Annotated in this window: 20 protein-coding genes; 7 read left to right on the top strand and 13 right to left on the bottom strand. The window is 70.4% G+C overall.

The features are described 5' to 3' along the window. Positions 1–36: 36 nt before the first annotated feature. Positions 37–867, bottom strand: a complete 831-nt coding sequence (locus tag OOK40_RS31330; RefSeq protein ID WP_266488297.1) for an alpha/beta fold hydrolase — start codon at positions 865–867, stop codon at positions 37–39. Between the two features lie 174 nt (positions 868–1,041). On the opposite strand from OOK40_RS31330, the gene OOK40_RS31325 reads away from it, so the two are divergent. Both OOK40_RS31325 and OOK40_RS31320 read left to right on the top strand, forming a co-directional pair. Further along, a complete protein-coding gene (locus OOK40_RS31325) occupies positions 1,042–1,926 on the top strand; it encodes an RNA polymerase sigma-70 factor (protein ID WP_266488295.1) in 885 nt (294 codons plus the stop codon). Positions 1,927–2,174: 248 nt separating this feature from the next. Then, positions 2,175–2,939: a GntR family transcriptional regulator gene (locus OOK40_RS31320; RefSeq protein WP_266488292.1), complete on the top strand. Its 765-nt coding sequence runs from the start codon at positions 2,175–2,177 to the stop codon at positions 2,937–2,939. 64 nt (positions 2,940–3,003) lie between these two features. Here the strand turns inward: OOK40_RS31320 and OOK40_RS31315 are convergent, their stop codons facing one another. Beyond that, on the bottom strand, positions 3,004–4,161 hold the full coding sequence (locus tag OOK40_RS31315) for an ROK family transcriptional regulator (protein ID WP_266488290.1): 1,158 nt from the start codon (positions 4,159–4,161) through the stop codon (positions 3,004–3,006). Between the two features lie 153 nt (positions 4,162–4,314). On the opposite strand from OOK40_RS31315, the gene OOK40_RS31310 reads away from it, so the two are divergent. Further along, complete coding sequence (locus OOK40_RS31310) at positions 4,315–4,734, top strand: hypothetical protein (protein WP_266488289.1); 420 nt, start codon at positions 4,315–4,317, stop codon at positions 4,732–4,734. 45 nt (positions 4,735–4,779) lie between these two features. Here OOK40_RS31310 and mug read toward each other — a convergent pair whose 3' ends face one another. The 3 genes from mug to OOK40_RS31295 are packed head-to-tail and all read right to left on the bottom strand — an operon-like array spanning position 4,780 to position 7,594. Then, complete coding sequence (mug, locus tag OOK40_RS31305; RefSeq protein WP_266488544.1) at positions 4,780–5,325, bottom strand: G/U mismatch-specific DNA glycosylase; 546 nt, start codon at positions 5,323–5,325, stop codon at positions 4,780–4,782. Continuing rightward, on the bottom strand, positions 5,322–6,755 hold the full coding sequence (gene purB / locus OOK40_RS31300; RefSeq protein ID WP_266488281.1) for an adenylosuccinate lyase: 1,434 nt from the start codon (positions 6,753–6,755) through the stop codon (positions 5,322–5,324). The genes mug and purB overlap by 4 nt, the downstream gene beginning before the upstream one ends. Positions 6,756–6,814: 59 nt before the next feature. After that, positions 6,815–7,594: an SGNH/GDSL hydrolase family protein gene (locus tag OOK40_RS31295; protein ID WP_266488279.1), complete on the bottom strand. Its 780-nt coding sequence runs from the start codon at positions 7,592–7,594 to the stop codon at positions 6,815–6,817. Between the two features lie 59 nt (positions 7,595–7,653). Between OOK40_RS31295 and OOK40_RS31290 the strand changes: the two genes are divergently transcribed. Further along, positions 7,654–8,658: a maleylpyruvate isomerase family mycothiol-dependent enzyme gene (locus tag OOK40_RS31290; protein WP_266488277.1), complete on the top strand. Its 1,005-nt coding sequence runs from the start codon at positions 7,654–7,656 to the stop codon at positions 8,656–8,658. Between the two features lie 84 nt (positions 8,659–8,742). Then, positions 8,743–9,012, top strand: coding sequence for a holin (locus OOK40_RS31285; protein ID WP_266488275.1), 270 nt, complete (start codon positions 8,743–8,745; stop codon positions 9,010–9,012). Here the strand turns inward: OOK40_RS31285 and OOK40_RS31280 are convergent. The 5 genes from OOK40_RS31280 to OOK40_RS31260 all read right to left on the bottom strand — a co-directional run bounded on the left by OOK40_RS31280 (position 9,009) and on the right by OOK40_RS31260 (position 15,420). Then, complete coding sequence (locus tag OOK40_RS31280) at positions 9,009–10,022, bottom strand: hemolysin family protein (RefSeq protein ID WP_266488272.1); 1,014 nt, start codon at positions 10,020–10,022, stop codon at positions 9,009–9,011. The genes OOK40_RS31285 and OOK40_RS31280 overlap by 4 nt on opposite strands. Further along, positions 10,019–11,356 carry a hemolysin family protein gene (locus tag OOK40_RS31275; RefSeq protein WP_266488270.1) on the bottom strand — a complete coding sequence of 446 codons (1,338 nt, stop codon included), beginning with the start codon at positions 11,354–11,356 and terminating at the stop codon, positions 10,019–10,021. Before OOK40_RS31275 ends, OOK40_RS31280 begins: the two co-directional genes overlap by 4 nt. 168 nt (positions 11,357–11,524) lie before the next feature. Beyond that, on the bottom strand, positions 11,525–11,953 hold the full coding sequence (locus OOK40_RS31270; RefSeq protein ID WP_266488268.1) for a GNAT family N-acetyltransferase: 429 nt from the start codon (positions 11,951–11,953) through the stop codon (positions 11,525–11,527). Positions 11,954–12,065: 112 nt separating this feature from the next. Further along, on the bottom strand, positions 12,066–14,630 hold the full coding sequence (locus OOK40_RS31265; protein WP_266488266.1) for an ABC transporter permease: 2,565 nt from the start codon (positions 14,628–14,630) through the stop codon (positions 12,066–12,068). 7 nt (positions 14,631–14,637) lie between these two features. Next, positions 14,638–15,420 (bottom strand): ABC transporter ATP-binding protein, encoded by a 783-nt coding sequence (locus tag OOK40_RS31260; RefSeq protein ID WP_266488264.1) that lies wholly within the window; start codon positions 15,418–15,420, stop codon positions 14,638–14,640. Between the two features lie 163 nt (positions 15,421–15,583). On the opposite strand from OOK40_RS31260, the gene OOK40_RS31255 reads away from it, so the two are divergent. Continuing rightward, positions 15,584–15,838, top strand: a complete 255-nt coding sequence (locus OOK40_RS31255) for an antitoxin (RefSeq protein WP_266488262.1) — start codon at positions 15,584–15,586, stop codon at positions 15,836–15,838. 34 nt (positions 15,839–15,872) lie between these two features. Then, complete coding sequence (locus OOK40_RS31250) at positions 15,873–16,244, top strand: fic family toxin-antitoxin system, toxin component (protein WP_266488261.1); 372 nt, start codon at positions 15,873–15,875, stop codon at positions 16,242–16,244. Here the strand turns inward: OOK40_RS31250 and OOK40_RS31245 are convergent, their stop codons facing one another. Genes OOK40_RS31245 through bioD form a run of 3 tightly spaced genes read right to left on the bottom strand, consistent with a single transcriptional unit; the run spans position 16,245 to position 18,039 of the window. Continuing rightward, a complete protein-coding gene (locus OOK40_RS31245) occupies positions 16,245–16,931 on the bottom strand; it encodes a class I SAM-dependent methyltransferase (protein ID WP_266488259.1) in 687 nt (228 codons plus the stop codon). It abuts the gene before it with no gap. A gap of 50 nt (positions 16,932–16,981) precedes the next feature. Next, the gene (locus OOK40_RS31240; protein WP_266488257.1) at positions 16,982–17,320 is read right to left on the bottom strand and encodes a VOC family protein; all 339 of its coding nucleotides are present in this window, start codon (positions 17,318–17,320) and stop codon (positions 16,982–16,984) included. 5 nt (positions 17,321–17,325) lie between these two features. Further along, entirely contained in the window at positions 17,326–18,039 is a 714-nt protein-coding gene (gene bioD, locus OOK40_RS31235) for a dethiobiotin synthase (protein ID WP_266488255.1), read from the bottom strand. Positions 18,040–18,077: the final 38 nt, after the last annotated feature.

The following is an 18,077-nucleotide window of genomic DNA, read 5'->3' as shown; positions in this document are numbered from 1 at the left end:
GGCGCGGCACTCGGCTCGGGCGTGTTCAACAGACGGTCAGCGGCTGCCGTCCAGGATCACGCGGGCGACCAGCGCGGGATCGTCGTTCATGGGGACATGGCCGCAGCCGGGCAGTCGCACCAGCCGGGCAGCGGGGATGACGTGCTTGGCGCGGATGCCCTGGCGGCGCAGCAGCAGCCGGTCCCGCGTGCCCCAGCCGATGGTGACCGGCACATCGGGCACATCATCGGTGAACAGGACGTCGCGGCCGGCGGCGAGCGTCTGGTGGAAACCGGTGGCCTCGCGGAGGGCGAGGGTCTCCGCGACCGCCGCCTCAGGTGATCGCCGCCCGGGCCGGGCGTAGATGCTGCTGGTCAGCGCCGCCCGACCGGCGGTCGACCGGGACAGCCCCTCGATCAGCGGCAGCGGCATCACCTGGGCCGCCCGTCGCATGGTGAGCAGCATCCCGAAGGCGTACTGGCGCTCGCCCGGCGACCAGAAGCCGGCGGGCGACAGGGCCGTGACCGACCGGACGAGCTTTTCCCGGCCCAGCTCCAGGGCGAGCAGTCCTCCCAGGGAGTTCCCCGCGACATGGGGGCGTTCGATCGCCAGCGACTCGCACAGCGCGCCGAGGACCGAGCCGACGGTGGCGAGGTCGTACGAAACACCGTCCGGCAGCGCGGGGGACGTGCCGAAGCCGGGCAGGTCGACGGCGATGACATCGCGCTCCGCCGCCAGGATTCCCATGACCGGCTCCCAGGCCTGCCAGTGGTGCCCGATTCCATGGAGCAGCAGCAGCGGCTCGCCCTTGCCCGCGCGCTCGTAGGTGACGGACAGCGCCCGGCTGCCGCGGGCGGACTCGATGGAGAACGCGATCTTCTCGGCCATTGCTTGCTGCTCCCTGGTGTCGCCCGCGTGAAGACGTTTTAGACGGCTTGTCAGTAACAATTACCGTTCGGTAGCTTCCAGTTCAAGGGGGCGAGCCTACGCGGCCGCACGCTGTGTCGCGCACCGCACCCCGACCGGCTGGACAGGCACTGCGCGGTGGGTTGGGATGGAGGCGTGGCAACCGACACCGTGACAGACGTCTTCGAAGAGCACCGGCCCGTCCTGACCGGCGTGGCCTACCGCATGCTCGGCCGGGTGGCCGACGCCGAGGACGTGGTGCAGGAGGCCTGGCTGCGCTGGTCGGCCGCGGACCGCAGCGAGGTCCGCGAACCGCGCGGCTACCTCGTACGGATCACCACCCGCCTCGCCATCGACCGGCTGCGCCAGGCACAGTCGCGGCGCGAGGCGTATGTCGGCCCCTGGCTGCCCGAACCGCTCGCCACCGACTTCGGTTACACCGTCCCGGACACCGCCGAACAGGCCGTTCTCGCCGAATCCGTCAGCCTCGCCGTCCTGGTCGTGCTGGAGGCGCTGTCGCCGCTGGAGCGCGCGGTGTTCGTGCTGCGCGAGGCTTTCGGATTCCCGTACGCGGAGATCGCAACCACCCTCGACCGGTCCGAGGCGGCCGTTCGGCAGCTCGCGGGCCGGGCCCGCCGCCATATCGAGGAGCGCAAGCCCCGCTACGACGTCGACCCCACCGAACGCCGCGACCTCACCGAGCGTTTCCTGGCCGCCGCCACCGGCGGTGACCTGGAGTCGCTTCTGAACCTGCTGGCGCCGGACGTGCGCCTGGTGGGCGACAGCGGCGGCAAGGCCAAGGCGCCGCTGCGGGTCATGGAGAGCGCGGACAAGGTCGGACGCTTCCTGTTCGCCGTGACGCAGCAGCCGATCCCGGAGATGGACTTCCGCTTCATCGAGCTCAATGGTGCGCCCGCGCTCCTCGTGCTCTCCGCGGGAAAGCCGGACACCGTCTTCCAGGTGGAGGTGCTGGACGGTCGGATTCAGTGCGTCTACATCATCCGCAACCCCGACAAGCTCACTTCGCTGGCCCCGCAGTAGAGCGTCCTTTCGCACGTCAGACCCCGTGTCCAGATCTGGCCACGGGGTCTGTTGCTGCGGGTGTGTCACGCGGTACGAACGTCCTGTGAACGCCCTGCGAATCCAGCTGGTTCCGCTGCGTAACGGCCGCAGGATTGGTCTTGACCAAGTAGTTGTACCGTCCTATGGTCGCAGAGTTAGTGCAGGAACCTTTAATAAACAAGGGCGCGGAATAGCCGCCGCTGGAACGGCGATTGCGGAGGATCAGGGTGGGGACCACGCAGCTCGAATCGGTGCCGGAACCTAAGTACTGGCACCTCAAGACCGTGATCGGCGAAGCACTCGACTCCGATTTCTCGGTGGGGGAGATCCTGCCCAACGAGCGAGATCTCGCCGCTCGCTTCGGAGTCGCCCGCGCCACACTCCGTCAGGCCCTCGAACAGCTGGAGCTGGAAGGCCGGTTGCAGCGCCGTCGCGGCGTCGGCACCACCGTCGCGCCGCCCCGCATGGGCGTCGACGTCTCCACCACCGAGCAGGCCTGGCCGGGCGCCGGGCAGGACTCCTGGCAGTCCGTCGACTGCCAGACGGTCGTCCCGCCGGCCGCGGTCGCGCGACTGCTGGAGACCGAGGCCGACGAACAGACGCACTCCGTCCGCAGGCTGCGCGTCTCCCACGGTCAGCCGGTCGCCGCCGAGCTCCTGTACATCCCGGCCTCCGCCGTGCCCGAACTGTCCGCGATCGACGCTCCGTCCGGCCCCGCGAGGGCCCGCGCCGTACTGCGTGAGCTACAGCACCTCGAGTTCGAGGGGCAGGACCGCGCGGTGGAGCTGGGCTCGGCCCGCGCCGACGATGCCAAGGAGCTCGACCGGCTGCCGGGCGCGCCCGTCCTGGTCGTCACCACGCGCTACTTCTCCGAGGGCAGGACCGCCGCCGTCTCGGTGGCCACCTACCGCGCCGACACCTGCCGGCTGACCTTCGGGGACTCCGGCGATCTGGAGATCAGCCACCACGACCAGGAGCGCCGCGCCTCCTGAGTCTCGCCCTTCGCGCTACGCAGGGCACCTAAGGCCCGTACGGCCCGTCGCACCGAGCTCGCGCTCAGCGGCGGGCCGTCACTGTTCCCTCGACGGCGAAGAGCTGCTCCTCGACATGGTCGAGCGCCAGACGCAGTGCACCGGTGGCCACGGCCGCCTCGCCGAGCAGCGACAGCGCCACCCGCGGCGGGCGCAGACAATACCGGGACAACTCGTCGCGCAGCGGATCGAGTACGCCGTCGAGGCCCGCGGCCCAGCCGCCGATGACCACCAGCTCCGGATCGAGCGCCAGCACCAGCGCCGCCACATCGTGAACCAGTCGCTGGATGAACCGCTCGACGGCCTCCTGCGCTCTCGGATCACCCTGCTTGGCGTGGGTGAAGACATCGGCGACCGCCTGCTCGTCCAGCGGATGCAGCGGCTCGTCGGTCGTCGACAGCAGCTTCTCGGGAGTCACTTCACGGCCGAGCAGATGCAGCGCCCCGATCTCGCCCGCCGCACCCCCGAAACCGCGGTGCAGCCGTCCGCCGATCAGCGAGCCCGCACCCGGGCTGAGCCCGGCCAGTACGAAGACGATGTCGTCGGACTCGGTCGCCGCGCCCTTCCAATGCTCGGCCACCGCTGCGGCGTTGGCATCGTTCTCGACCAGCACGGGGCAGCGGAACGATCTGCGCAGCCGCTCGCCGAGCGCCAGACCGGTCCAGCCGGGCAGCGCGGTCCCGAGCCGTACGGTTCCGTCGGCCTCCACGATGCCGGGGGAGCCGACCCCGACGGCCCGCAGGCTGCTGCGGGCGACGCCGGTCCTGCGCAGGATGTCGGCGACGACCTGCCGCACCCGCTCAAGTCGCTCGTCCGCCGAGGCCGTCTCCGAGACCTCTCTGGATCCGGCGCCGATGATCCGCCCGTCCAGGCCGGACAGCAGGGCGGCGATCCGGTGGGCCCCGATCTCGACACCCAGCAGATGACCGGCCTCGGCACGGAACCTGAACCGCCGGGCGGGGCGCCCCTGACGGCGGGTGCCGCCCTCCTCGGGGATGCTCTCGACGACGAGGCCGCCCTCGATGAGCCCCTCGATCACGCCCTCGACGGTCGGCCGGGACAGACCGGTGATCCGGGTCAGATCTGTGAGCGTGGGGGAGTCAGCGCCCCGCAGTGCATGGAGTACCACCGCGGAGTTGATCCGCCGCAGCAGCGACGGGTCTCCGCCGGTCAGCCGCCCCACCGTGTGTCCTCCCAGCCCGAGCGCGTGTGTGCCCGGATCGTACTCGCTGGCCGCGACGGCGGCGAGCAATCTTGGGGCGCGTGGCGGTGGGCCCTTGCCGCCGGGATGCCTGACGGACAGCCAAATGTCAGTGCGGGCCGGTTTACTGGGGGCATGACCACGGCACAGCACCTCGACACGATCGACTTGCTGCGCTCCCGGGAGTTCCCCGCGGAGCCCGGCCCGTCGGACGTCGGCTCGGAAGGCCCCGGATTTCACATAGCGGAGCTGAACGGGCAGTTCGGCGACGGAGCGGACGATGACGAGGGCGGGGACGCAGCGGCCGACCAGCGTGCCGAGGAGCACGGCGCCCTGCTGAACGTACTCGAACGACGCTGGGGCGAGCCGGACCTGTTCAGCCTCGCCAGTACGCGGCTGCGCGTCGAGAGGGACGAAGAGGTGCCCGACCCGTGGCGCCGGCTCAGCGAGCAGATGGAATGGCTGCATCTGTGGCGGAACGAGGACCGGTGGATAGCGGTGGGACTGTCCAGGTTCCAGCTGCTGGCCGTGGTCACCGAGATAGACCCGCTCTAGAAAGAAGCCGTCCCCGAGCGAACCGGCGTCCGGCGAACTCTCCTGCTACGAACGGTCCGCTTCCGCGGCTTTGCGTAGCCGCCCGAATTCCTCAGCCATCGTCTGCGCGGTCCAGTGTGCGTTGAGCCCGCTCGGATTGGGCAGCGCCCAGATCCTCGTCCCGCCGATCGTGCGCTCCTGAGGCCCGATCCTGGCCTTCTTCTCGCCGAAGGCCGTTCGGTACGCGGTGACACCGACGACCGCCAGCCATCGTGGACGCAGCCGCTCGACCTTGGCCGTCAGGAGCCGTCCGCCCTCGCGGAACTCCTCGTCGCGCAGTTCGTCGGCGCGAGCCGTCGCCCTGGCCACCACATTGGTGATGCCCAGCCGATGCCCGAGCAGTTCTTCCTGCTCGGCGGGCCTGAACTGCCGTGGTGTGAAGCCCGACAGATGCAGCACCGGCCAGAAGCGGTTGCCGGGCCGGGCGAAGTGATGGCCCGTCGCCGCGGTCATCAGGCCCGGGTTGATACCGCAGAACAGTACGGAAAGCCCGCCCGCGACCACATCCGGAACGATGCGATCGCGGGCGGCCTCCAGCTCCTCGGGGGTCAGAGGATCGACCCCGGGGTGTAACCGGCGGCCTCCGGGTGCTGCTTGACGATCTCCTCGATCCGGGAGACCACGGCAGCCACCTGGTCGGCGGCTGCGCCCGTGAACGACAGCTTGTCGGCCATCAGCGCGTCCAACTGCGCCCGGTCCAGCGGAATCCGCTCGTCCGCGGCCAGCTTGTCGAGCAGCTCATTGCGCTCGGCGCCCTGCTCCCGCATCGCCAGCGCCGACGCGACCGCGTTCTCCTTGATGGCCTCGTGCGCGAGCTCACGGCCGACCCCGGCCCGTACGGCACCCATCAGCACCTTGGTGGTGGCGAGGAAGGGGAGGTAGCGGTCCAGCTCGCGGGCGACGACGGCGGGGAAGGCGCCGAACTCGTCGAGCACGGTCAGGAAGGTCTCCAGGAGACCGTCGAAGGCGAAGAACGCGTCCGGCAGCGCGACCCGGCGCACCACGGAGCAGGAGACATCGCCCTCGTTCCACTGGTCGCCCGCCAGCTCGCCGGTCATCGAGGCATAGCCGCGCAGGATGACCATCAGGCCGTTGACGCGCTCGCAGGAGCGGGTGTTCATCTTGTGCGGCATCGCGGAGGAGCCGACCTGGCCGGGCTTGAAGCCCTCGGTGACCAGCTCGTGACCGGCCATCAGCCGGATCGTCTTGGCGACGGAGGACGGCGCGGCGGCCAGCTGCACCAGCGCGGAGACCACGTCGTAGTCGAGCGAACGGGGGTAGACCTGACCGACCGAGGTGAAGGCGTGCGCGAAGCCCAGATGCCCGGCGATGCGCTGCTCGAGCTCGGCGAGCTTCGCGGCGTCGCCGCCGAGGAGGTCGAGCATGTCCTGCGCCGTGCCGACCGGGCCCTTGATGCCGCGCAGTGGGTAGCGGCCCAGCAGATCTTCGAGGCGTCCGTACGCCACGAGCAGCTCGTCGGCCGCGGTGGCGAAACGCTTGCCCAGGGTCGTGGCCTGCGCCGCGACATTGTGCGAGCGTCCGGCCATCACCAGCTCGGCGTACTCACCGGAGAGCTTGCCGAGCCGGGCGAGAACCGCGACCGTGCGGTCGCGCATCAGCTCCAGCGAGAGCCGGATCTGCAGCTGCTCGACGTTCTCGGTCAGATCGCGGGACGTCATGCCCTTGTGGACCTGCTCGTGGCCCGCCAGCGCGTTGAACTCCTCGATGCGCGCTTTCACATCGTGGCGGGTGATCTTCTCGCGTGCGGCGATCGATGCCAGGTCGACCTGGTCGAGCACCCGCTCGTAGTCGGCGATGGCGGCCTCGGGCACCTCGATGCCGAGGTCCTTCTGGGCGCGCAGCACCGCGAGCCAGAGCTGACGCTCCAGCTTCACCTTCTGCTCGGGGGACCACAGGACGGCCAGCTCCGCGGAGGCGTAGCGGCCGGCCAGGACATTGGGGATGCGGGGCTTGGCTGTCACGTGTACGGATTCTACTGGCGGTTTGCGCAGGCCAGCGCCCCGGTCCGGTTTGTGGCTTACTACGAACGCGGATCCTCGTACGGCAGCAGCTCGGGCCGCTTCGCCGGACGGCCGTCGCCCGATGAGCGCCCCGTCAGCCGTCGCGCGACCCACGGGCCCAGATACTGGCGTGCGAACCGCAGGTCGCCGACCCGCCGCACCGCCCAGCCCGGCAGCACCGCGGGCGGCAGCAATGCTCGCCAGTCCTCCTCCGCGGCGTGCCCGAGGGTCTGCCAGACCGCCTCGGCGACGCGCCGGTGCCCCTCGGCCGTCAGATGCAGCCGGTCGACGTCCCACATCCGCTGGTCGCCGAGCACTTCGGAGCCGTACAGGTCCACCACCAGGGCACCGTGCCGGGCGGCCAGTTCGTCGACGTAACCGAACAGCTCCTCCATGCGGGGGCGGAAGCGTTCCATCACCGGACCGTTGCGGCCGGGGCTGCGCATCAGGACCAGCTGACGGCAGGACGGCGCCAGTTTTTCCACGGCCTCCTCCAGGAGCCCGCGCACCCTGCCCATGTCGCACTTGGGCCGCAGGGTGTCATTGAGCCCGCCCACCAGCGTGATCACATCGGCCTGCATGGCCGCCGCCACGTGCACCTGCTCGTCGACGATCTGGCCGATGAGCTTTCCGCGGACGGCGAGATTGGCGTAGCGGAATCCCGGAGTGCGCGCGGCCATTCGGCCTGCGAGCAGATCCGCCCAGCCGCGGTAGGAGCCGTCCGGCAGAAGGTCGGACATGCCTTCGGTAAAGGAATCGCCCACCGCGACAAAACTAGTGTAATTAGCATTCATCTCCATGGCGGAGCGATCCTACCGCGCGGTAAGGTCCGTCGGTTCCGTACCGGGAGGGGAGCTCCGTGAGTGACGCGCTGCTGAACGCGCTGGCCGAAACGCTGGCCGATCTGGTGACCACGATCGACACCTGTGACGACGATCTCCTGGACCCCGACACCGCCGTCAAATGGCTGGAGAACACCGGCTATCTGCTCGGGCGCCTCTCGCCCAGGGACCGCCGGGCCCTCTCCGCACTGATCCGCCGGGCGGCCGCCCGCGAGCCCGACGGAGCCTGGCGCGACGATCTGCTGCGGATCCCCGAGAGCTTCGGTCTCGACGACGACGAGCACGAGCTGTACTGCGACTCGGTCGAGCATCTGGAGCGCCGGTTCGTCGAGACCGTACGGGACGTGGACCCGGCCACGCCCGTTCCCAGCTGCCCCGGCTGGACCTTCGCCGATCTCGTCAAGCACCACGGCGCCACGCACCGCTGGATGGAACATCTCGTGCGGACCCGGGCCGCCGAGCGCGTCTGGTCGCGGGACGTCCCCCTCGAACTCCCCGACGACTCCAGGGCGTATCCGCAGTGGCTCGCCCGCAGCGCCGAAACCACGCTGAGGACGCTGCGCGGCGTCGACCCGGATACGCCGATGTGGTCCCACGGAGCCGATCAGCGAGTGCGTTTCTTCCCGCGACGGCTGCTCTTCGAGGCCGTCGTTCATCTCGCCGACGCCGAACTCGCGCTGGGCGTGGAACCGCGTATCGCAGCGGGCACGGCCGCCGACGGCATCGAGGAGTTCCTGGAGAACCTCCCGTACTACTCCTGGATCGCCGAGCCGGTCGCCGCCCTCGCGAGGGGCTCGGTCCGGCTGACGGCCAGGGACACCGGTGCCGCCTGGACGATCAGCTTCGGGGGCGGCGGCTACTCCTGGACGAAGAGCGCCGAGGACGCCGCCGCCGGAGTCGAGGCCACGGCGGGCGATCTGCTGCTGCTCGTGTACGGACGCCACCGAGCGGACGACGCCCGCTTCGGCATCAGCGGCGACCGTGCCGCTCTGGACGCCTGGCTGGCGGCGACGGCGCTCTAGCCCGACGGGCGCTCCAGGTAGGTGGGCGCTCCAGTTCTGCCGCCGGGTCTGTCGCTACGGCGCGTTCCGCAGTATGTCCAGAGCATGTTCACCGCAGACTTCTGGAAAGCCACCGCGGAGCGCGCCGTGCGCACCTTCGCCCAGTCCCTGATCGCCGTCCTGACGGCCGGCGCGACGAACCTCTTCGACGTCGACTGGCAGGCCGCACTCGCCACCGCGGGCATGGCCACCCTCCTCGCCGTACTCACCGCGATCGGCGCGGCCAAAGCCGGACGGCCCGGCCCGGGTCTCACCGAGACCACGGAACGGGCCGCCACGGCGCCAACCACCGCACCGGCCACCGGGACGAGCTAGCCGGGCCTGCCCACCAGCTCCCGCAGGACGTCCTCCATCGTCACCAGGCCCTCCGGTGTGCCGTCCTCGTCCAGCACCGCCGCCAGATGAGTACGGCTGCGCCGCATCGCGGTCAGTACGTCGTCGAGCGGCGTCGCGGCCCGTACCCGCGCAATCGGGCGCAGGGCGGTGACGGGGAACGGCACATCGCGCGGAGCCGCGTCCAGCGCGTCCTTCACATGGAGATAGCCGAGGATCTGGCTGCCCGAGTCCACCACCGGGAAGCGGGAGAACCCGGACTCGGCCGACAGCAGCTCCAGCTGCTCGGGCGTCGTCCCGGCCTGCGCGTACACCACCCGCTCGACCGGCATCACGACATCGCGCACCGGTCGGCGCCCCAGCTCCAGTGCGTCGCGCAGGCGCTCGGCCGAGCGGTCGTCGAGCAGACCGGCGTCACCCGCGTCCCGCACCAGCCGGGCCAGCTCGTCGTCCGAGTAGGTCGCGGCCACCTCGTCCCTGGTCTCCACCCGCAGCAGTTTCAGCAGCCCGTTGGCGAGGGCGTTGACCGTGAAGATCACCGGCCGCAGCGCCCGCGCCAGCGTGACCAGCGGCGGGCCGAGCAGCAGCGCACTGCGCGCGGGGTCGGCCAGCGCGATGTTCTTGGGCACCATCTCGCCGAGCAGCATGTGCAGATACGTCGCGAGCGACAGCGCGATCACGAACGAGATCGGGTGGATCAGGCCGTGCGCGACACCCAGCGCGTCGAACACCGGCTCGAGCAGATGCGCGATGGCGGGCTCGGCGACGATGCCGAGCACCAGAGTGCACAGGGTGATGCCGAGCTGAGCGGCGGCAAGCAGTGCCGAGACGTGTTCCAGGCCCCACAGGACGCTGCGCGCACTGCGGTTCCCGGTTTCCGCCGCCGGCTCGATCTGACTGCGGCGTACGGAGATCATGGCGAACTCCGCGCCGACGAAGAAGGCGTTGACCACCAGGGTCAGCAGGCCGACGAGGAGCTGGATCGCGATCATCGTCCGGCCTCCTCGGCGTCGTCGTCCGAGGGGAGCGGCGCGTGCATCAGCACCCGGGCCGCCCGCCGTCCGGACGCGTCTACGACATCGAGCCGCCAGTCCGCCAGCTCGATCCGGTCGCCTTCGGCGGGGATGCGCCCCAGGGTGGTGGCGATGAGGCCCGCGAGTGTCTCGTAAGGGCCGTCGGGCACCCGCAGTCCGACCCGCTCCAGCTGGTCGGTCCGCGCCGCACCGTCCGCCGACCAGAGCGAGCGCCCGTCGGCGTCCTCGCCCGCCGGGGCCAGGTCCGGGGTCTCGTGCGGATCGTGCTCGTCGCGCACCTCGCCGACGACCTCCTCCACGATGTCCTCCAGCGTCACCACGCCGGCCGTACCGCCGTACTCGTCGATGACGACGGCCATGGTGTTCTTGCCGGACAGCCGGTCGAGCAGCCGGTCCACGGTCAGCGTCTCGGGTACGAGCAGGGGCTCGCGCAGCAGCTCGGAGACGCGGTGGCGGGGACGGCGGGCGGCCGGGACGGCGAGGACGTCCTTGATGTGGGCGATGCCGACGACGGAGTCCAGGCTGCCCTGGTAGACGGGGAAGCGGGACAGGCCGGTCGCGCGCGTGGCGTTGGCGACGTCCTCGGCGGTGGCCAGCACGTCGAGGGCGGTGACCTGGACCCGCGGGGTCATCACGTTCTCCGCGGTGAGCTCGGCCAGCTTGAGGGTGCGGACGAACAGCTCTGCGGTGTCCGCCTCCAGCGCGCCCTCCTTGGCGGAGTGGCGGGCGAGGGCGACGAGTTCCTGGGGGCTGCGGGCGGAGGCCAGCTCCTCGGTCGGCTCCAGGCCGAGCCGGCGCAGGATGCGATTGGCCGTGTTGTTGAGATGGCTGATGAACGGCTTGAAGGCGGCGGTGAAGACCCGCTGAGGGGGCGCCACCACCTTCGCCACGGCCAGCGGCGAGGAGATCGCCCAGTTCTTGGGGACCAGCTCGCCGACGACCATCAGCACGATCGTCGACAGCCCGGTACCGATGACCAGGGCGGCCGAGGAGGCCGCCGAGGGGGAGAGCCCGAGCGCCTCCATCGGGCCGCGGATCAGCTTCGCGATCGACGGTTCGGACAGCATGCCGACCACCAGATTGGTGACGGTGATGCCGAGCTGGGCGCCGGAGAGCTGGAAGGTGAGGCTGCGTACGGCCTTGAGGGCACTCGCCGCCCCGCGCTCACCGCGCTCGACGGCCGCTTCGAGGTCCCCGCGCTCGACGGTGGTGAGGGAGAACTCCGCCGCGACGAAGCCGCCACAAGCGAGCGAGAGCAGCACCGCCACGACGAGCAGGAGCACTTCGGTCATCGGGTCACCTCCGTCCCATGATCGGGCAGGGGCAGGAGGAGTGCTCGATGTCGGCTACTGGGAGGCTCGCCCATGGGCGGACGCTCACACCTTTCGTACGGGGGAGTGAAGGGGTCCACCTATGGTAAAGGACCGGCAAAGGGCTGGGTGCCGCGGCGAATGGAGCCCCTACGCAGGAGGAAAGGGCTTCACCCAGCGGCGCCAGTGGTCCTCGCGGTGGTACCCGGCCGAGGCCCACGCACGCTGGGCCCGCTCGTTGGCCTCCAGCACCATGGCGTCGCCGCGCCGGCCGCCCACGGCCAGGAAGCGTCGCTCGGCCGCGTCGAGCAGCGCCGTCGAGATCCCCTGCCTGCGGTGCGAAGGACGCACGGCGAGACGGTAGAGCGAGCACCGCCACCCGTCGTAGCCCGCGATCACCGAGCCCACCAGCAGCCCGCCGGACTCGGCCAGGATCAGCGCTTCCGGGTCGCGCTCGATCAGGCGGGTCACCCCGTCCACGTCGTCCGTGATGCTCGTACCCTCGGCCGCTTCCTTCCAGAAGGCGAGGATGTCCTCCGCCTCGTCCGCCGTGGCGGGGCGTATGTGCACGTCGATCATGGCCCGGAGCCAAACACGGTCGGGCGTGGGCCCGCCACCGACTTCCCACGTTGCGAGACGGGCCCTACTCGAACAGCTGCGGCTCGGCCATGAAATAGCCTCCCGCGGACGGCTATTCGTGCGCGATGGCGGCCAGCACGTTCATCCGCGAGGCGCGCAGGGCCGGGAGCACCGCTGCCGCCAGCCCCACGATCACCGAGCCCACGACCACCGCGATGACCGTGCCCCACGGCACCGCGAAGGCCTTGAGCCCCTCCAGCGCCAGCACCTGCTGCACCGCCACACCCCAGACCATGCCCAGCGCCAGCCCCAGCAGTGCCCCGAAGACCGCGATCACGACCGACTCCAGCCGGATCATGCGCCGCAGCTGGATCCGCGAGAGGCCGATGGCACGCAGCAGTCCGATTTCCCGGGTCCGCTCGACGACCGACAGGGCAAGGGTGTTGACCACTCCGAGCACCGCGATGACGATCGCGAGCCCCAGCAGCGCGTACACGAGATAGAGCATCACGGCGATCTGCTGGCGGATCAGCTCCTTGTAGTCGGCCTGGTCGCGTACCTGCACCTGCGGATACGGGTCGAGGGTCGTCTCCAGCGCCTTGCGCAGGTCCTTGACGTCGCTGCCGCTCGCGGCGTTGACGTACAGCACGGCCTCCTGCCCGCCCGGCAGATACTTCTCGACGGTGCTCAGCCCCATGAACAGGCCGCCCTGCATTCCGGGCCCGCCGCTCTGGTCCATGTTCGTCAGTGCCCCGACCGTCAGCCGGGTCTTCTGTCCGCCCGCGAACTCGGCCGGCAGGACAGAGCCGATGCGCACCTTGTGGTCCTCGGCGAAACCGCGGTCCATCGCGATGCTGCCCGGCGCCAGCGCGGCCGCCGTGTTCCCGCTCGCGTAGGTGATGTGCGCGGCCTGGTCCAGCTGCGGGTCATAGCCCGAAGCCGTCGACTCCACCCGCTTGCCGTCGGGCATGTTCAGCGCGAGGGGCGCGAAGCGCTGCCGCACGACGGTGCCCGCGCTGTCGACGTCCTTCACCTTCTCGGTGATCTCCTGCGGGAACGGCATGAAGTTGGCGTTCTGGACGACGAAGTCGGCGCCCAGCGTCTTGTCGATCTGGTTGTCGAAGGACTTGGTCATCGAGGCGCTGGCGATCGAAAGACCACCGACCAGTGCCAGGCCCACCATCAGGGCGGCCGCGGTGGCGCCCGTACGCCGCGGATTGCGCAGCGCGTTGCGCTGGCTCATCCGGCCGACCGAGCCGAACAGCTTGGGGAAGGAGCCGCCGAGCACGCGGATCACCGGGCGCACCAGCAGCGGTCCCGCCACCACTGTCGCGATCAGCGTCAGCACCACGCCGAGTCCCAGCAGCGAGGCCGCCGACGAGGTCTTCTCGCTCACCGCGCATCCGGCGAGTGCGGCCGCACCGGCCGCGCCCACGACGGCCCCGGCGATCGCCCGGATCTTCAACGGCCTTCCCACTCCGGCCACTTCCGCATCCGAGAGCGCTGCCATGGGGGACACCCGGGCTGCCCGCCTGGCGGGCAGGTACGCGGCCACGAAGGTGACGCCGAGCCCGACCACATACGCCGATACCGGAGTCGCCACCCCCACCACCATCTCGGCGGCGCTCAGATTCATCCCGAGCAGGCCCATCAGCTCGATCAGCCCGGCCGCGAGCCCGATACCGGCGGCCAGTCCCAGCGTCGAGCCGACCAGACCCAGCAGCAGCGCCTCGGTGAGCACGGAATTGCGCACCTGGCGCCGGTCGGCGCCGAGCGCCCGCAACAGCCCCAGCTCGCGGGTGCGCTGGGCGATCAGCATCGAGAAGGTGTTGACGATCAGGAAGACGCCGACGAGTACGGCGACGCCCGCGAAGCCGAGCATCACGTACTTGATGACATCGAGGAACGGGCCCAGTTGGGCGGCGGCCGACTCGGCCTGCTCGTCCGCGGTCTTCAGTTCGTACGTGTTGCGCAGCTGGGCAGCGATCCGCTGTTTGAGCGCCGTGTCGCTCACGCCTTCGGCCGCGTCGACCGACACCGAGGTGGCCACACCGGTCCGGCCGAGCAGCTTGGTCTGGGCGGTCGGGGTGTCCAGGAAGACCAGCGCGGCACCGGGGTTGGTGGTGGTGAAGGTCGCGATCCCGACGATCCGGACCTTGAAGGAGCCGGGCTGCGCGAGAACCGTGAGCGAGTCCCCGATGCCCAGGTTCTTCTTGTCGGCGGTGTCCTTGTCGAGCAGCGCCTCGCCCGGCCCCTTCGGCTCGTGGCCGCTGGTCAGTTTAACCGGACTGCGGTCGGACAGACGCCAGTCGCGGGCGATGGTGGGTGCGCCGGTCGTCGGCCCGACCGCCTCGTTCTTGTCGTTGACGACCGTGACGTTCTGCACCGCCACGTCGACATGGGCGGCCTTGACGCCGTTGACCGAAGCGACGCGGTCCGCGAGCGAGGCGGGCACCGTCCGTACGACTCCGGTCGGCACGCTCTCGCTGATGCCCTCCTTCGGCGAGATCGTGACATCCGCCGCCGTGGAGGCGAAGAGCCGGTCGAAGGTACGCGAGACGGTGTCCGAGAAGATCAGACTGCCGCTGACGAAGGCCACGGACAGCAGTACGGCGAGCGCCGAGAGCAGCAGTCGGCCCTTGTGTGCGAAGAAGCTCCGCAGCGTTGCCTTGAGCACAGTGTCCTCAGCTCTTGCGCAGGGCGTCGAAACGCTTCATGCGTTCCAGTACCGCCTCTGCTGTCGGGTCCGGCATGACGTCGACGATCCTTCCGTCCGCGAGGAACAGCACCACGTCCGAGTGGGCTGCGGCGCCCGGGTCGTGCGTCACCATCACCACCGTCTGCTCCAGCCGGTCGACGGCCTCGCGCAGAAAGGCGAGCACCTCCGCCCCGGCACGCGAGTCGAGATTTCCGGTCGGCTCGTCCGCGAAGATCAGCTCCGGCCGGGAGGCCAGCGCACGGGCACAGGCCACGCGCTGCTGCTGTCCGCCGGACAGTTCCGACGGCCGGTGCTTCAGGCGGTCGCGCAGTCCGAGCGTGTCGATGACCTGCTCCACCCACTCGCGGTCGGGCTTGCGCCCGGCGATGTCCATCGGCAGCGTGATGTTCTCGGCGGCGGTCAGGGTGGGCAGCAGGTTGAACGCCTGGAACATGAAGCCGATCCGGTCCCGACGCAGCCGGGTCAGCTCGCGTTCCTTGAGTCCGGTGATCTCCGTGTCGCCGAGCCAGACCTGTCCGGCGGAGACCGTGTCGAGACCGGCGAGGCAGTGCATCAGCGTGGACTTGCCCGAGCCGGAGGGCCCCATGACCGCGGTGAACCGCCCCCGCGCGATGTCGACATCGACGGCGTCCAGGGCGCGTACGGTCGTCTCGCCGGTGCCGTATGCCTTGGTCAGAGCCCGCGCCCGGGCCGCGAGCGGCACATCCGCGGCTTGCTCGTAGGTGGGTGCAGTGGCAGGTGTGGACAAGGCCGCCTCCCGGGTCGTGGCCGCTCCGGCTCCGTACAGGAGGCGAGGGTAGAGCGGGCACGGGCGAGTCGGCATCCATCCTAGGTCCGGTCCTCGGGGTTGATGTAAGGGACACGCGACCGCCCCCTTGTCGATGCTAGCGTCGGCGCGCTAGCTTGATGGGGTGGCGAAGACTCAGCTGAACGTGAGAGTGGACGAGACGACTGCGGAGGCCGCCCGCCAGCGGGCGATGCAGCGCGGGATGAGCGTGAACCGCTATATCGAGGAACTCGTCAAGCAGGACGCGGGTGAGGTGGGACGCACCTTCGTCGAGGCGGCGTCGGACTTCATGAAGCAGTACGAGTCAGTGTTCGCCGAGGAGTTCGGCACGGAGCACGGCACCGGCCACGGCAAGGAGCAGGGCAAGGGCCGGCGGTGAACCGGACGACGACACCGGAGCGGCCGCGCACCGTATGAACCTCTCGATCGACCTCGCCTGGCTGCTCATGGTCGCCGAGCACAAGACCCCCGGCGATCCACAGGTCACCGACTGGGGCGCGCTCGTCGCCGCCGTCAGCCGCCACGAGGCGGAGATATTCGGCATCCCCGTCTACAGCGACCCGCACGCCCGCGCCGCCTCCCTGCTTCAGCTGCTCCTCCATGTCCCGGCGCTGGAGCACTCCAACGCGATGTTCGCCTCCGCCGTCGCCTACGGCTATCTCGTCGCCTGCGGACTGAAGGTCGTCACCTCACCCGTGCAGGTACGGGATCTGGCACGGCTGGTCAAGGAGGGCAAGGCCGACGTGCAGACCATCGCCGGCGAACTGCGGCAGTGGACCCACTGATCACCCCTGCGGATCGCTGACGAACGGCCGCCGCGCCACGCCCAGCACACACGACGACGTCGGCAGCCGCAGGCCCCGCTCGGGGACCTGCAGCCTGCGGTACACGCCGAGTTCGAAGCCCGCCGCCTCGATCGCGGCGATCGTGTCCCGCGCGGTGTGACACCCGCCGAACAGCAGCGGCCAGACGGTGCGGTCCAGCGCGCGCTGCGTTCGGGCCATGCCCTTCGTCTCGGCCAGGCCGTGCTCGAAGAACCGGAGCTCTCCGCCCGGCCGCAGGACCCGCTTGATCTCGCCGAGTGCGCGCGGCAGATCCCGTACGGAACACAGCACCAGCGATGCCACGGCCGCGTCGAAAGCCTCACTCTTGACCGGCAGTGCCTCGGCCGCGCCCGGCACCACGTCCACCGGGACCTCGGAGCGCCGAGCCGCCTGTGTCGCCAAGTGCCGCAGCGTGCGCTCGGGTTCCAGTGCCACGACCTCGGAGACGGCCGCCGGATAGTGCGCAAAGTTGAGACCGTTGCCCGCGCCGATCTCGATGACCCGGCCGGAGAGACCGGACAGCAGCTCCTCGCGGAAGGCCACGATCCCCGCGTTCTTGTCGGCCGCCACGCTGAACCTGGCGTAGAAACGGGCGAAAAGAGGATGGTGAACTGCGTCCTGTGGCACTTTGGTGCTGCTCCGGGGCATGGCGGGCCTCCTCGGGACGGCGGGTGCGCTCACCGCCATTGTCCCCCCGGTCAGACGAAGCAGAACTCGTTGCCCTCGGGATCCCTCAGCACCTGGAAGCGACCGTACTCGTCGGTGACGGCCGGTCCCAGCCGTACGGCGCCGAGCGCGACCGCCTCGTCGGCGGCCGCGTCGACATCGCCCGCGTCGAGATCGAGATGGAGCCGGTTCTTGGCCGACTTGCCCTCCGGCACGCGCTGGAAGGCGACGCGTGCGAAGCCGGGCGGATCGATGTACGACCAGTCCTCGCTCCGGTCGACCGGGTCGCCGCCGAGCAGGGCGGCCCAGAAACGCACCAGGCGGGCGGGGTCGTGGCAGTCGAAGACGATCTCCTCGATACGGGCTCGCATGCGGATCAGCGTACGGCCGCGGTGAACGCCTCCGCGTCCCACACGCCGCCGAGCCGGGGCGCGAGCCAACTCCCGGCGCGGGCACGGAAGTCGGCGGGCGCCAGCGCACCCGCTCCCTGAGGCACGGCCCCGAGCAGCGGCGCTCCGGCGGCCTCGGGCAGGTCCGCGAGATTGCACCGCGCGGCCAGATCCGGCTCGTCGGGCCAGCTCCCGACGACCACACCCAGCTGCTCCAACTCCCGTGCGCGCAGGGCCTCCGCAGTCAGCGCGGTCGTGTTGAGGGTGCCGAGCCCGGCCGCCACGACGACGAGCACCGGAGCGGCCAGCAGCCGGGCGACATCGGCGAGAGTCGCCCCGTCCTCGTCGAGACGTACGAGAAGGCCGCCTGCCCCCTCGACGAGCACGAGGTCATGTTCGGCGGCGAGCTTCTCCACGGCCTCGACCACGTCCGCGGGCCGCACGGCCGCCATCTGGGCCCGCCGCGCGGCGGTGGCGGGAGCGAGCGGCTCGGGAAACCGCGCAAGCTCGACCCCGACGACGTCTCCGCCGAGCCGGACCACCTCCGCGACATCACCGTCTTCCCCGACGGCAATCCCGGTCTGCGCGGGCTTCACCACGGCGACGGACCGACCGTGCGCCCGAAACGCCGCGGCGACGGCGGCGGTGACGACGGTCTTCCCGACCTCGGTCCCGGTCCCGGTGACGACGATGACTGCCATGGCTGTGCGCTGCCTTTCTGATTTCGGTTGTACGGCGG

It is taken from the genome of Streptomyces sp. NBC_01481 (assembly GCF_026339995.1).
In the GTDB taxonomy this organism is placed as follows: domain Bacteria; phylum Actinomycetota; class Actinomycetes; order Streptomycetales; family Streptomycetaceae; genus Streptomyces.
This window is presented reverse-complemented; position numbering and strand designations above follow the sequence as displayed.

Coding starts and splice junctions, on each gene's coding strand:
- OOK40_RS31270 (WP_266488268.1), bottom strand. CDS start 11,953: ATGATCGACGTGCACATACGCCCCGCCACGGCGGACGAGGCGGAGGAC.
- OOK40_RS31330 (WP_266488297.1), bottom strand. CDS start 867: ATGGCCGAGAAGATCGCGTTCTCCATCGAGTCCGCCCGCGGCAGCCGG.
- bioD (WP_266488255.1), bottom strand. CDS start 18,039: ATGGCAGTCATCGTCGTCACCGGGACCGGGACCGAGGTCGGGAAGACC.
- OOK40_RS31250 (WP_266488261.1), top strand. CDS start 15,873: ATGAACCTCTCGATCGACCTCGCCTGGCTGCTCATGGTCGCCGAGCAC.
- OOK40_RS31280 (WP_266488272.1), bottom strand. CDS start 10,022: ATGATCGCGATCCAGCTCCTCGTCGGCCTGCTGACCCTGGTGGTCAAC.
- OOK40_RS31295 (WP_266488279.1), bottom strand. CDS start 7,594: ATGGAGATGAATGCTAATTACACTAGTTTTGTCGCGGTGGGCGATTCC.
- OOK40_RS31285 (WP_266488275.1), top strand. CDS start 8,743: ATGTTCACCGCAGACTTCTGGAAAGCCACCGCGGAGCGCGCCGTGCGC.
- OOK40_RS31240 (WP_266488257.1), bottom strand. CDS start 17,320: ATGCGAGCCCGTATCGAGGAGATCGTCTTCGACTGCCACGACCCCGCC.
- OOK40_RS31245 (WP_266488259.1), bottom strand. CDS start 16,931: ATGCCCCGGAGCAGCACCAAAGTGCCACAGGACGCAGTTCACCATCCT.
- OOK40_RS31275 (WP_266488270.1), bottom strand. CDS start 11,356: ATGACCGAAGTGCTCCTGCTCGTCGTGGCGGTGCTGCTCTCGCTCGCT.
- OOK40_RS31310 (WP_266488289.1), top strand. CDS start 4,315: ATGACCACGGCACAGCACCTCGACACGATCGACTTGCTGCGCTCCCGG.